The sequence below is a fragment of the Marinovum sp. genome (genome assembly GCF_034669705.1).
In the GTDB taxonomy this organism is placed as follows: Bacteria; Pseudomonadota; Alphaproteobacteria; order Rhodobacterales; family Rhodobacteraceae; genus Marinovum.
Genome location: NZ_JAXMOR010000001.1, coordinates 210,674 through 222,736, shown reverse-complemented (window position 1 = coordinate 222,736; position 12,063 = coordinate 210,674). Strand labels below are relative to the sequence as shown.

Genomic DNA, 12,063 nt, shown 5'->3' with positions numbered 1-12,063 from the left:
ATGCCGACACCCAAGCCGATTGCCGGAAGCCTGCTTGCGCCCCTGTCCTTTGCCAAGGTCGGCGGCGGCGAGATCACCATCGGCGGCACGCGCGAGGCCTGGACGCTGCTGGTGGTCTACCGCGGCAAGCACTGCCCGCGGTGCAAGAAATACCTCAACACGCTCGACGCCATGCGCGGTGACTGGCAGGCGGCCGGGTTCGAGATTGCGGTGGTGTCTGCCGACACCGAGGCCAAGGCGCAAAGCGATCGTGACGACTTCGGTTGGGGCTTCGACCTGGGCTACGGGCTGAGCCGCGAGCAGATGGAAACGCTCGGGCTCTATGTCACCCAGCCGCTGTCCGACGCGGAAACCGGCGCGCCCTTTGCCGAGCCCGGAGTGTTTGTCCTGCGGCCCGACGGCAGCCTGCTGCTGATCGCGATTTCCAACGGTCCCGCGGCGCGGCCGGACTTGGCGGAATTGCTCGACGGGATGATCTTTACCAAGGAAAACGACCGCCCACCGCGCGGCATGCTGTAGCGCGGGACGGTGAGAGGCCCCGGATCGCGTCCGGGGCTGGGTCTCGGTCGGCCGCTTGCGGAGCCGGGCCGGTGTGAGGCCGCAAAGGCGCTCTGTCGCGATGACAGGAGCCGGGCCAGTGGCGGCCCGCGGGGTGCCGCAGCGACCGTGCTGTAAGGCAGTTTATGCCAACCAAGTCCGTCAAATCTCCGAGGCAAGCGCCTCCAGCGGCCAAAGCGGCAGCCCGGTGGGGCGGGCCACCGCTGGCCCGGCGGGCTGCGCCCTTGTTCCGGGCCGGCGCATGCGGCGACCGAAGCGGATCAGGTTGAAACTCGGACCGAGAATAGCCGATTCCGTTTCGAGCCCTATCCCTGACGTGAGCCGGGCCAGCGGCGGCTCGCGGGGTGCCGCAGCAACCGTGCTGTATGGCAGTTTATTCCGGCCAAGTCCGTCTGATCTCAGATGCAAGCGCCTCCCGCAGCCAAAGCGGCAGCCCGGTGGGGCGGGCCACCGCTGGCCCGGCAGGCTGCGCCCTTGTTCCGGGCCGGCGCATACCGCGAACGGAGCAGAGGGAGATGGAGGCCCGACCGTGAATAGCCGCCTCTCCTCCGACTGACATCCTAACCTTGATGTGAGCCGGGCCGACGCAAGCCTCAGCCGAGCGTCGCGCCGTGACGTCCCGCGAGATCGGTAAAGAACTGCCAGGCCACCCGGCCAGACCGCCCGCCGCGCGTCGCCTGCCACTCGACCGCTTCGGCGCGCAGAGCGTCGTCGGCGATCTCCAGCCCGTAGGCGTCGCAATAGCCGCGGATAATCGACAGGTATTCGTCTTGCGAGCAAGGGTGGAACCCGAGCCACAACCCGAACCGATCCGAGAGCGAGACCTTCTCCTCGGTCGCCTCGGACGGGCTGATTGCCGAGGAGCGCTCGTTCTCGATCATGTCGCGCGGCATCAGGTGGCGGCGGTTCGACGTCGCATAGAACACCACGTTCTCAGGCCGCCCTTCGATCCCGCCGTCCAGCACCGCCTTCAGCGACTTGTAATGCTGGTCGTCATGGGAAAACGACAGGTCGTCGCAGAACAGCACGAAGCGCTCGCTACGGCCCCGCAACAGCCCAAGCAGACGACTCACCGAGGGCAGGTCCTCGCGCTGCAGCTCGACGATCTTGAGCCCTTCACCCTGCCGCAGCACCTCAGCATGCACCGCCTTGACCAGCGAGGACTTGCCCATGCCCCGCGCGCCCCACAAGAGCGCGTTGTTCGCCGGCAACCCGCGGGCGAACTGCAGCGTGTTGGCGAGCAGCGTGTCGCGCGCCCGGTCGACGCCGATCAGCAGGTCGATCGCCACCCGGCTGACCTCGGGCACCGGTTGCAGGCGGTCGGGCTCGACGTGCCAGAGAAAGGCCTCGGCGGCGTCGAAATCAGGTGCGGCCAGCGGAGCGGGCGCCATCCGCTCCAGCGCGTCGGCGATGCGTTTCAGTGCTTTGCTCATCAGCTCTTGTCCGGTTTTCCGAGATCATCTTCGTCCTCATCGAATTCCGACATCAGCGGGTCATCGGCAAGGTCGTCGGCCTCTTCGTCATCCTCGAACCACAGGCCTTGGGCGCGCAGGTCCTTCTCGCGCTTGCGGTCGACCCGGCGAACCAGAAAGATCGAGACCTCGTAGAGCCCGTAGACCACCACGAAGAGGATCACCTGGGTGATCACGTCGGGCGGGGTCACCAGCGCGGCCAGCACGAGGATCGCGACCACGGCGTATTTGCGCACCGCGCCCAGGCCCTCGGCATTGACCAGTCCGGCCTTGCCCATCAGCGTCAGAAGCACCGGCAACTGAAAGCACAGGCCGAAGGCGACGATGAACTTGATGGTGAGGTTGAGGTATTCCTGAGCCGAGCCCTGGAAGACCACCGAAAGCCCCTGGGTGACCTCTTCGCCGACCACCGCCTCGCCCTCGGCCCCGAACTGCTGGAAACCGAGGAAGAAGTCATAGGCCAGCGGCGTCACCACGTAAAAGGCAAAGGACGCGCCGAGAAAGAACATGAAAGGCGAGGCCACCAGGAAGGGCAGAAAGGCGCCCTTTTCCGACTTGTAGAGCCCCGGTGCCACGAAGCGCCACAACTGGTTGGCAATGAACGGAAATCCGAGCATGAAGCCGCCCAGGAACGAGACCTTGATGGCGACGAAGAAACCCTCCTGCGGCGAAATGAAGATCAGGTCGCAGTCCTGCCCGCGCTCGGCCAGCACCTGGCAGAGCGGATTGGTCAGGAAGTTGAAGATCGGCGTGGCGACGGTGAAACAGATCACCATGCCGATCAGGAAATAGACCACGCAGCGAATAAGCCGCGTGCGCAGTTCCGCCAGATGCTCGATCAGCGGGGCCGAGCTGTCTTCGATCTCGTCGGGATGGCTCATCAAAGGTCTTTCTGGTCCTGCGCGGGCGCACCCGCCGCGGCTTCTGCCGCCTCGGCGGCCTTGACCGCCTCGTCGGCCTCGCGCCGCTTGCGCTCGGCGGCGGCGCGGGCGGTGGCGGCCTGGATCTTCTTGGCCTGGGCGTCGCGCTTGGCGGTCTCGGACGCGTCGACCTTGGGCGCTCCGGCCTTGTCAGCGGTCGTGTCACCGGCCTTTGGCGTTCCCGGCTTCGCCTTGTCCGCCTTCTTGCCGTTTTCCAGGTCGCCCAGCGGGTCGGCCACCTGCCGGGCGGCGTCCTTGACCCCGTCCATCGCCGATTTCATCGGGTTGGTCGCGGTGTGGATGGTCTTCTTGATGTCGCTCACCCCGGCCTCGTCGGCGGCCTCGTTCATCGCGCGGCTAAACTCGCGCGCCATGCCACGGGCGCGGCCGACGAACTCGCCGGCGCGGCGGAACAGCACCGGCAGGTCCTTGGGGCCGACGACGATCAGCGCCACCACCCCGATGACCAGAAGCTCGGTCCAGCCAAGGTCGAACATCGGGGCTTATACCTTGTCTTTTTCGTCGTGCGGGGTGACGTCCTTGGCGGTGTCGCCGGTCTTGTCATCCAGCTCGTCACTCTCTTCGCTGCCGTCCTTCACGCCTCTTTTGAACGCGGTGATGCCCTTGCCCACCTCGCCCATCAGCGATGAAATCTTGCCGCGGCCAAAGAGCACCAGCACGACGACGGCAATCAGAAGAAGGCCGGGAAGGCCGATATTGTTCAGCATGGGTTCTGTCTCCACCTCTCGCTTCCGCGCCAGCCGCGCGGCTTCTCGGTATCGTGCATAAAGCCTTCGCCCCGGCCCTGAAAGTGGCAAAACACCCTATTGAGGGGCACGGGGCGTGGCAATTTCGGGCGCATTCTGACATTCAGGTGTCAGGTGACAGATTAATGTCAGTAATGGGCGAAACCGCGGAGCGAATCACGCATGAAACGGGCCGATCGGCTGTACCGACTGATGGAGCGTCTGAAGGATGGCACCTTGCACCGCGCCGAGGATCTGGCGCGCGATCTCGGCGTCTCGGTGCGCACGATCTATCGCGACATGGACACGCTGATCGACAGCGGCGTGCCGGTGATCGGCGAGCGGGGCCTGGGCTATTCGGCGCAGGCGGCAATCACCCTGCCACCGATCAACCTCACCGATGCCGAGCTCGAGGCCTTGCACCTGGGGCTCGCGGTGGTGGCGCAATCCGGCGAGGATGAGATGGCCGAGGCGGCACGCGCGCTCTCGGCCAAGATCGACGCACTCCTGCCAGAGGATCACGCGGCCCCGGCGCAGTTCGCCTTTGCCGCCTACCCGTTCGAGGCGGCGGCGCGCGGCTTTCGCCACATGCCGGCGTTTCGCGCCGCCATCCGGTCGCGGCAGAAGCTGCGGATCACGCTCGAGGACGGCACGCGGCACGACCTGCGGCCGCTGGAACTGCGCTACTGGGGGCGGATCTGGGCCTGTGTCGGCTGGAGCGAGAGCCTCGGCGATTTCACCAGCTTCCGCATCGACCAGATCGAGACATTGGCGCCCCTGCCCGGCCTCTTTGTCGAGGAGCCGGGCAAGAGACTACAGGATTACCACGCGCGGCCGGGCCGTTAGGGCTTGCGGCGCGGCGGCTGGCTGCCGCCCTTGCGGGGGGCGGCGGGCTTGCCCGGCGGGGTGAAGCGCTTGGAGGTATCGGAGGCACTGGCGCGCGGCTTGGCGGGCTTGCTGAAGCCCTTCGCCCCCGGACCCTTGCCACCGGGAGCCTTGCCTGCCAGCGCCTTGCCCGGCACAGGTTTGCCACCGGGTTTGCCGCCGGGCTTGCCAGCGGGCTTGAACGGCTTGCCACCGCCGGCTTTCGGCCCCTTGTCAAAGCCACGCGGTTTGTCGTCGCGGCGCGGTGCCTCGGCGGGTTTGGCGCGTTTCTTGGCCGGACCGTGGGTCTCGGGATCGGCGGGCTTGTACTCTTTCGGTGCCGGACGCGGCGCTTTCGGAGCCTCGTCGCGCGGCGGGCGCGGGCTGTCGAAGTCGCGTTTTGGGCGCGGGCTGTCAAAATCGCGCTTCGGACGCGGGCCGTCGAAGTCACGCTTCTGGCGCGGCTTGCCGGGTCCGCGGTCGTCCCGCGGCGGGCGCGGACCCTGCGGCGGCGCCTCGGCGGGGCGGACGGTGACGTTTTCATCCAGCACGTTGTCGGCGCCAAGCGTCGCCATCAGGCTCGGCAGCGCGGCCTCGGTCAGTTCGACGAAGGTCTCGTTCTGCTGCACCCGGATGGCGCCGATCGAATCCTTGTCGAGCCCGCCGGCACGGCACAGCAACGGCAGGATCCAGCGCGCCTCGGCGCGGTCATCGCGGCCCACCGAGAGCGCCACCCAAGCGCTTGGTCCGAAGGGCTTGCGTTCCTTGCGCTCGGGGCGGGTGTTGGGATCGGAGAGCTCCTCGGGCGCGGAATGGCGCGAGCGGGCCAGCCGCAGATAGGCCGCGGCGATCGCCTCGGGCGTATGCAGGTCGAGCAGGCGCTTGGCAAACTCGCTCTCGTCCTCGCGGATCGCCTCGGACCAGGTGGGATCGTTCAGCAGCCGCTCCTCGTCGCGGCGCAGGATCTCGTCGGCACCGGGCGCCACGGTCCATTCGGCGGACACCTTGGCCATCTTGAGCAGCCGCTCGGCCTTCTTGGCAACCTTGGGCGGCACGATCAGGGCGGAAATCCCCTTGCGCCCGGCGCGGCCGGTGCGGCCCGAGCGGTGCAGCAGGCTCTCGAAGTTCGACGGCAGCTCGGCATGCACCACCAGTTCGAGATTGGGCAGGTCGATGCCGCGCGCCGCCACGTCGGTGGCGACGCAGACCCGGGCGCGGCCGTCGCGCATCGCCTGAAGCGCATGGGTCCGCTCGGTCTGGCTCAGCTCGCCAGACAGGCAGACGACGGAAAAGCCGCGGTTGGCAAAGCGTGCGGTCAGCCGGTTCACCGTGGCGCGGGTGTTGGCAAAGACGATGGCGTTCTGCGCGTCGTGATAGCGCAGCACGTTGATGATGGCGTTCTCGGCGTCCTGCTGGGCGACCCGCAGCGCCTGATAGGCGATGTCGGCGTGCTGGCCCTTTTCGGCCAGAGTGGTCACCCGCACCGCGTCGCGCTGGTAGTTCTGCGCCAGTTTGACGATCATCGGCGGCACGGTGGCCGAGAACAGCAGCGTGCGGCGCTCTTCCGGCGCCTCGCCCAGCATGAACTCGAGGTCTTCGCGGAAGCCCAGATCGAGCATTTCGTCGGCCTCGTCGAGCACCACCGCGCGCAGCTCGGTCATGTCGAGCGAGCCGCGCTGGATGTGGTCGCGCAGCCGGCCGGGGGTGCCCACGACGATATGCGCGCCCCGCTCCAGCGTGCGGCGTTCGTCGCGCATGTCCATGCCACCGACGCAGGAGGCGACCCGCGCGCCGGTCTTGCCATAGAGCCAGTCAAGCTCGCGCGTCACCTGGAAGGCGAGCTCCCGGGTCGGTGCGACCACCAGCGCCAGCGGCGCCGCGGCGCGGCCGAACTGGCCGTCATCGTCGAGGATGGTCGGGCCGATGGCGAGGCCGAAGCCCACCGTCTTGCCCGAACCGGTCTGGGCGGAAACCAGCAGGTCGGAGCCGGAAAGCTCTGGGTCGGTGACTGCCGTCTGCACCGGGGTCAACGTGTCATAGCCACGCTCGGCAAGCGCATCGGACAGGGTCTGGATCATGTGGAAAACCGTTCTGAGTGGCGGGCGGGGCAGGATGCCGGCCCATCTGCCCCTAAGGACAGGTTGCGAAACCGCTTGCCTAACGCAAAGCGGCGGGAATGTACATGGTCAATCGCACCGCGCGCGATCTGTCGCAGCGGGGCTCAGCCCACGCGGGGAAAGACGAAACAGCGGTCGCGGCGGATCGACAGCCACAGCGGCGTGCCCTTCTTGGGCAGAAAAACGTTGGGCACGGTGGCGCGCAGGGTGGTGTCGTCATGGTCCATGCGGAACTCCACAAGGCTCTCCTTGCCCATGAAGCGCGCGCGCTCGACCACGCCGCGCGCCGCCACGCCGCGCTCGGCGGTGGGATGCGGGCCTTGGCCCGCACGGTCGAAGTCGATGCCGACATGCTGCGGCCGGAACACGATCTCGACCTGGGCGCCATCGGGCAGACCGGGGGCCAGGAAATCGCCGAAGGGCGTATCCACCAGCGCCCCGTGAACTTCGCTCTCGATCACGTTGATATCGCTGAAGAAAGCCACGGCAGCCTTATCCTTGGGCGCGCGGTAGATATTGTAGGGCGCGCCCTGCTGCACGATCCGCCCGTCGCGCATCAGCGCGATCTCGTCGGCCATGCGCATTGCCTCTTCCGGCTCATGGGTCACCAGCAGGACGGCGGTGTCCTCTTCCTTGAGCACCGCCAGCGTCTCGTCGCGGATGCCGTCGCGCAGCCGGTTGTCGAGACCGGAAAACGGCTCGTCCATCAGCATGATCTTGGGCTGCGGCGCCAGCGCCCGGGCCAGCGCCACCCGCTGCTGTTCGCCACCAGAAAGCTCATGCGGATAGCCGTCGATGAAGCGCTCGAGACCCACCTTGGCCAGCATCTCCTCGGCCCGGGCCCGCGCTGCGGCGCCCTTTTCGCGCAGCCCGAAAGACACGTTGCGCCCCACCGTCAGATGCGGAAACAGCGCGAAATCCTGAAACATCAGCCCGATCGAGCGGCGCTCCGGCGGGACACGAAACAGCGTGTCGCAGATCAATTGGCCGTCGACATAGATCTCGCCGGCGTCCTGCATGTCGACCCCCGCAATCATCCTCAGCGTCGTCGACTTGCCACAGCCAGAGGGACCGAGCAGGCAGGTCACCTGCCCCGGCTGGATCGACAGCGAGACGTCGTCGACCACCCGGCGGCCCTCGAAATTGCGCACGAGATTGCGGATTTCAAGGCGCGGCGGCGGCGGGGCGGGCCGCGCCTCGTGGCTGGGGGCGGGCCGCGCGTCGGCTCTGGGGTCTGGCTTGGGTTCGGGCGGCAAGGGGGCCTCTCGCTTTTCCGATCAAAACAATCGGCTTCGGCGTCAGATAACAACCCCCGCCCCGCCCTGCAAGCATCCGCCGGCGCGGTTCAGAGCGTGCTGTTCACCCCGCCACCGTCGAGCAGCAGGTTCTGACCGACGATGAACCCGGCATGGCCCGAGCAGAGAAAGGCGCAGGCGGCGCCGAATTCCTCGGCGGTGCCGTAGCGGCCGGCGGGAATGGACTTGCAGCGCTGCGCCTTGGCCTCTTCCGGGGTGATCCCCTGCTGGTCGGCAACGCCCTTGTCGAGCGAGACGGCGCGGTCGGTGGCATGGATGCCCGGCAGGAGGTTGTTGATCGTCACGCCGCTGCCCGCCACCTGCCGCGAAGTGCCCGCGACAAAGCCGGTAAGCCCGGCACGGGCCGCATTCGACAGGCCCAGCACCGGGATCGGCGCCTTGACCGATTGCGAGGTGATATTGACCACCCGACCCCAGCCGCGGTCCATCATGGCCGGCACCAGCGCCTGGATCATCGCGATCGGCGCCAGCATGTTGCCGTCGAGCGCCTTGATGAAATCCTCGCGGTCCCAGTCCTGCCACATGCCCGGCGGCGGGCCCCCGGCGTTGTTGACCAGGATGTCGGCCTCGCCCGCGGCTTCGAGCACCTTGGCCCGGCCCTCTTCGGTGGTGATGTCGGCGGCCACCGCCGTCACCTCGACGCCATGTGCGTCGCGGATCGCCTGCGCGGTTTCTTCCAGCGCCTCGGCGCCGCGGGCGTTGATCACAAGGTTGACACCGGCCTCGGCCAGCGCCATGGCGCAGCCGCGGCCCAGACCTTTCGACGCCGCGCAGACCACCGCGCGTTTACCGCTAATTCCCAAATCCATCAGATATCTCCCTGTTCCGCTTCGCATCTGTCGGGCTTTGCCCTAATGTTGTCAATCACGGGCGCCTGCACGCCATGGCCGGAAAATCGCCCGGCGGTTTTCCCAGTGGTGCCACAATCGGCGATCAGAGTAAGCCCCGTAACAGAGTTTTCCCGTCCTTGCGCGGGCATTCGGAGATCGGCATGGCACGCGGTACGACCCAGACCCTTTCGGTGTATCAGTCCGGCGACCTGACGGTCGTCGACGGCGCCAACCTTGGCGATCCGCTGGGGTTCGGCGCGGATCTGCAGCATGACGACGTCTATCACCTCACCGCCGGGGCCCGCTGCCGCGAACTGCGGACCGGCCAGAGCGGGCCGCGCAGCCTGCACCTGGCCGAAGGCACGCGGCTGGGCCGGGCTGGCCGCGCGGTCTATGTCGATTGCTGCATCACCTTCATGTGCAACGACGGCGATACCGTCGATCTGATCGTGCTGGTCGAGGTCGACGCCGACGGCATGGTGGCGGCGACATATGGCCTGCCGCTGGGCCCGCTGCGCGCCAAGACCGACTACCGCATCATCGGCCTCGATTACGACACGCCCGAGCGGCGCTTTGCCGAGGTTGCCTGCGTGTCCTTTACCCATGGCACGATGATCACCCTTGCCAGCGGTGCGCAGAAACCGGTGCAGGACTTGCTGGCCGGTGACCGGGTGCTGACCCGAGATGACGGGCCGCAGCCGCTGCGCTGGATCGGCCAGACCACCCGACGCGCCACCGGCGAGGACGCGCCGATCCTGATCCGCGCCGGCACGCTCAACAATGTCGACGACCTGCTGGTCAGCCCCGATCACCGGCTCTTTGTCTACCAGCGCCACGATCACATGGGCGCCGGTCGCTCAGAAGTGCTGGTCAAGGCGCGCCATCTGGTCAACGGCGACAGCGTGCGCCGGATCGAGGGCGGGTTCGTTGAGTATTTCCAGCTGCTGTTCGACGACCATCAGATCATCTATGCCGCCGGCATCGCCGCCGAGACCCTGCTGGTCGACACCCGCACCCGGGCCGCCCTGCCGCAGGCGCTTGACGCCACCCTGAGCGCAGCCTTGCCGGCCCATGACAACCGTCTGCGCAGCGACTTCGAGCTGAGCGAAAGCCTCGCCAGTCGCCCCGACGCCGCCGAACTGCTGCGCCGCGCCTCGACCCGCTAGACACCCCCGCCCCGGACCTGATCCGGGGCCTCGTCCCTTGCCTCCTGTCACAGGGCTCAGGCCCGGCTCAGGCACGTCGCGCCCTGTCGGTTCCGAGACCGGACTCACCCCTACTTGCGCAGCGCCGCGATCAGCTCGTCCTTGTCCATGTCGCTGCGGCCCTCGATGTCGAGCTCCTGCGCCCGGTCATAGAGCTCCTCCTTTGTCCAGTCCTCATAGGGCGGCTGCTTGCCACCCTTCTTCGACGGCTGCTGCTCGTCATTGGCCTGGGCATTGGCGATCCGGGCGGCCTTTTCCTTTGACGCACCATCGTCGCGCAGCGATTGATAGGTCTCTTCGTCCTTGATGCTGGGGTTGGGCATGACCCTGCTCCTTTCCGTTGCACGTTCCCGCGAGGCCAGGGGTGCGGACACGCCGCGCCATATTGCGCCGCGACCGGGCAGGCTCTATACGCGCGCCATGCTTGACGTGACGCCAAACCGCCCTGACCTGCCCCGGGAAATAGCCCGGCGGCGCACCTTTGCCATCATTTCGCACCCCGACGCCGGCAAGACCACGCTGACCGAGAAATTCCTGCTCTACGGCGGTGCGATCCAGATGGCCGGACAGGTGCGCGCCAAGGGCGAGGCACGGCGCACGCGCTCGGATTTCATGCAGATGGAGAAGGACCGCGGCATCTCGGTCTCGGCCTCGGCCATGTCGTTCGATTACAAGACCTTCCGCTTCAACCTCGTCGACACGCCGGGCCACTCGGATTTCTCCGAGGACACCTATCGCACGCTGACCGCGGTCGATGCGGCGGTGATGGTGATCGACGGCGCCAAGGGGGTGGAAAGCCAGACCCAGAAGCTGTTCGAGGTCTGCCGGCTGCGCGACCTGCCGATCCTGACCTTCTGCAACAAGATGGACCGCGAGAGCCGCGAGACCTTCGAGATCATCGACGAGATCCAGGAGAACCTGGCGATCGACGTCACCCCTGCGAGCTGGCCGATCGGCGTCGGGCGCGATTTCATCGGCTGCTACGACCTGATCAACGACCGGCTCGAGCTGATGGACCGCGCCGACCGCAACAAGGTGGCTGCATCGATCGAGATCAAGGGGCTGGACGATCCGCTTCTGGCCAAGCACGTGCCGGCCGAGCTGCTCGAGCCGTTCCTCGAAGAGGTCGAGATGGCGCGTGAACTGCTGCCCAAGCTCGACCCGCAGGCGGTGCTCGAAGGCCATATGACACCGATCTGGTTCGGCTCGGCGATCAACTCCTTCGGCGTCAAGGAGCTGATGGAAGGCATCGGGACGTATGGTCCCGAACCTCAGCCGCAACGCGCCACCCCGCGCGAGATTTCGCCCGAGGAAACAAAGGTTTCCGGCTTTGTCTTCAAGGTTCAGGCGAACATGGACCCCAAGCACCGCGACCGGGTGGCCTTTTTGCGGATGGCCAGCGGGCATTTCAAGCGCGGCATGAAGCTGACCCATGTGCGCACCAAGAAACCGATGGCGGTGTCGAACCCGGTGCTGTTTCTCGCCTCGGACCGCGAACTGGCGGAAGAGGCCTGGGCCGGCGACATCATCGGCATTCCCAACCACGGCCAGCTGCGCATCGGCGATACGCTGACCGAGGGCGAGGCGCTGCGCGTCACCGGCATCCCGTCCTTCGCGCCAGAGCTGCTGCAGACCTGCCGCGCCGGCGATCCGATGAAGGCCAAGCATCTGGAGAAGGCGCTGATGCAATTCGCCGAGGAAGGCGCGGCCAAGGTGTTCAAACCCTCCTTCGGCTCGGGCTTCATCGTCGGCGTCGTCGGCGCGCTCCAGTTCGAGGTCCTCGCCAGCCGGATCGAGCTGGAATACGGCCTGCCGGTGCGCTTCGAGCCGTCGCAGTTCACGTCGGCGCGCTGGGTGCAGGGCGACAAGCTGGCGGTCGACAAGTTCACCAATGCCAACAAGCAGCACATCGCCCACGACAATGACGGCGACATCGTTTATCTCACGCGTTTGCAGTGGGATATCGACCGGATCGAACGCGATTACCCAGAGGTCACGCTGACCGCGACCAAGGAGATGATGGTCTGATCTCCGT

12 protein-coding genes are annotated in these 12,063 nt (G+C 67.0%); 4 read left to right on the top strand and 8 right to left on the bottom strand.

Features of this window, described 5'->3' with window-relative positions; genetic code table 11:
• Positions 1-519, top strand: coding sequence for a redoxin domain-containing protein (locus VOI27_RS01160; RefSeq protein WP_323763439.1), 519 nt, complete (start codon positions 1-3; stop codon positions 517-519).
• Positions 520-1,151: 632 nt separating this feature from the next.
• Here the strand turns inward: VOI27_RS01160 and VOI27_RS01155 are convergent.
• From VOI27_RS01155 to VOI27_RS01140, 4 genes are read right to left on the bottom strand one after another with little or no spacing between them, the layout of a single operon-like run.
• A complete protein-coding gene (locus VOI27_RS01155) occupies positions 1,152-1,991 on the bottom strand; it encodes an ATP-binding protein (protein ID WP_323763438.1) in 840 nt (279 codons plus the stop codon).
• Positions 1,991-2,911 carry a twin-arginine translocase subunit TatC gene (gene tatC / locus VOI27_RS01150; protein WP_323763437.1) on the bottom strand — a complete coding sequence of 307 codons (921 nt, stop codon included), beginning with the start codon at positions 2,909-2,911 and terminating at the stop codon, positions 1,991-1,993. Before tatC ends, VOI27_RS01155 begins: the two co-directional genes overlap by 1 nt.
• Entirely contained in the window at positions 2,911-3,447 is a 537-nt protein-coding gene (gene tatB, locus VOI27_RS01145) for a Sec-independent protein translocase protein TatB (protein WP_323763436.1), read from the bottom strand. The genes tatC and tatB overlap by 1 nt, the downstream gene beginning before the upstream one ends.
• A gap of 6 nt (positions 3,448-3,453) precedes the next feature.
• Positions 3,454-3,678 (bottom strand): twin-arginine translocase TatA/TatE family subunit, encoded by a 225-nt coding sequence (locus VOI27_RS01140; protein WP_323763435.1) that lies wholly within the window; start codon positions 3,676-3,678, stop codon positions 3,454-3,456.
• A 201-nt stretch (positions 3,679-3,879) separates the two neighbouring features.
• Between VOI27_RS01140 and VOI27_RS01135 the strand changes: the two genes are divergently transcribed.
• Positions 3,880-4,542 (top strand): helix-turn-helix transcriptional regulator, encoded by a 663-nt coding sequence (locus tag VOI27_RS01135; RefSeq protein WP_323763434.1) that lies wholly within the window; start codon positions 3,880-3,882, stop codon positions 4,540-4,542.
• On the opposite strand, the gene VOI27_RS01130 is transcribed toward VOI27_RS01135, so the two are convergent.
• The 3 genes from VOI27_RS01130 to VOI27_RS01120 form a co-directional block, all read right to left on the bottom strand.
• Positions 4,539-6,638 carry a DEAD/DEAH box helicase gene (locus VOI27_RS01130; protein ID WP_323763433.1) on the bottom strand — a complete coding sequence of 700 codons (2,100 nt, stop codon included), beginning with the start codon at positions 6,636-6,638 and terminating at the stop codon, positions 4,539-4,541. The genes VOI27_RS01135 and VOI27_RS01130 overlap by 4 nt on opposite strands.
• Before the next feature lie 143 nt (positions 6,639-6,781).
• Complete coding sequence (locus VOI27_RS01125) at positions 6,782-7,840, bottom strand: ABC transporter ATP-binding protein (RefSeq protein WP_323763496.1); 1,059 nt, start codon at positions 7,838-7,840, stop codon at positions 6,782-6,784.
• 182 nt (positions 7,841-8,022) lie between these two features.
• On the bottom strand, positions 8,023-8,802 hold the full coding sequence (locus tag VOI27_RS01120; RefSeq protein ID WP_323763432.1) for an SDR family oxidoreductase: 780 nt from the start codon (positions 8,800-8,802) through the stop codon (positions 8,023-8,025).
• Positions 8,803-8,984: 182 nt separating this feature from the next.
• Here VOI27_RS01120 and VOI27_RS01115 point away from each other — a divergent pair, with 182 nt between their 5' ends.
• The gene (locus VOI27_RS01115; protein WP_323763431.1) at positions 8,985-9,989 is read left to right on the top strand and encodes a Hint domain-containing protein; all 1,005 of its coding nucleotides are present in this window, start codon (positions 8,985-8,987) and stop codon (positions 9,987-9,989) included.
• A gap of 110 nt (positions 9,990-10,099) precedes the next feature.
• Here the strand turns inward: VOI27_RS01115 and VOI27_RS01110 are convergent, their stop codons facing one another.
• On the bottom strand, positions 10,100-10,351 hold the full coding sequence (locus tag VOI27_RS01110) for a Rho termination factor N-terminal domain-containing protein (protein ID WP_323763430.1): 252 nt from the start codon (positions 10,349-10,351) through the stop codon (positions 10,100-10,102).
• Positions 10,352-10,448: 97 nt separating this feature from the next.
• Here VOI27_RS01110 and VOI27_RS01105 point away from each other — a divergent pair, with 97 nt between their 5' ends.
• Positions 10,449-12,056, top strand: coding sequence for a peptide chain release factor 3 (locus VOI27_RS01105; RefSeq protein ID WP_323763495.1), 1,608 nt, complete (start codon positions 10,449-10,451; stop codon positions 12,054-12,056).
• The last annotated feature ends 7 nt before the right edge of the window (positions 12,057-12,063 follow it).

Coding starts and splice junctions, on each gene's coding strand:
- VOI27_RS01160 (WP_323763439.1), top strand. CDS start 1: ATGCCGACACCCAAGCCGATTGCCGGAAGCCTGCTTGCGCCCCTGTCC.
- VOI27_RS01155 (WP_323763438.1), bottom strand. CDS start 1,991: ATGAGCAAAGCACTGAAACGCATCGCCGACGCGCTGGAGCGGATGGCG.
- tatC (WP_323763437.1), bottom strand. CDS start 2,911: ATGAGCCATCCCGACGAGATCGAAGACAGCTCGGCCCCGCTGATCGAG.
- tatB (WP_323763436.1), bottom strand. CDS start 3,447: ATGTTCGACCTTGGCTGGACCGAGCTTCTGGTCATCGGGGTGGTGGCG.
- VOI27_RS01140 (WP_323763435.1), bottom strand. CDS start 3,678: ATGCTGAACAATATCGGCCTTCCCGGCCTTCTTCTGATTGCCGTCGTC.
- VOI27_RS01135 (WP_323763434.1), top strand. CDS start 3,880: ATGAAACGGGCCGATCGGCTGTACCGACTGATGGAGCGTCTGAAGGAT.
- VOI27_RS01130 (WP_323763433.1), bottom strand. CDS start 6,638: ATGATCCAGACCCTGTCCGATGCGCTTGCCGAGCGTGGCTATGACACG.
- VOI27_RS01120 (WP_323763432.1), bottom strand. CDS start 8,802: ATGGATTTGGGAATTAGCGGTAAACGCGCGGTGGTCTGCGCGGCGTCG.
- VOI27_RS01115 (WP_323763431.1), top strand. CDS start 8,985: ATGGCACGCGGTACGACCCAGACCCTTTCGGTGTATCAGTCCGGCGAC.
- VOI27_RS01110 (WP_323763430.1), bottom strand. CDS start 10,351: ATGCCCAACCCCAGCATCAAGGACGAAGAGACCTATCAATCGCTGCGC.
- VOI27_RS01105 (WP_323763495.1), top strand. CDS start 10,449: ATGCTTGACGTGACGCCAAACCGCCCTGACCTGCCCCGGGAAATAGCC.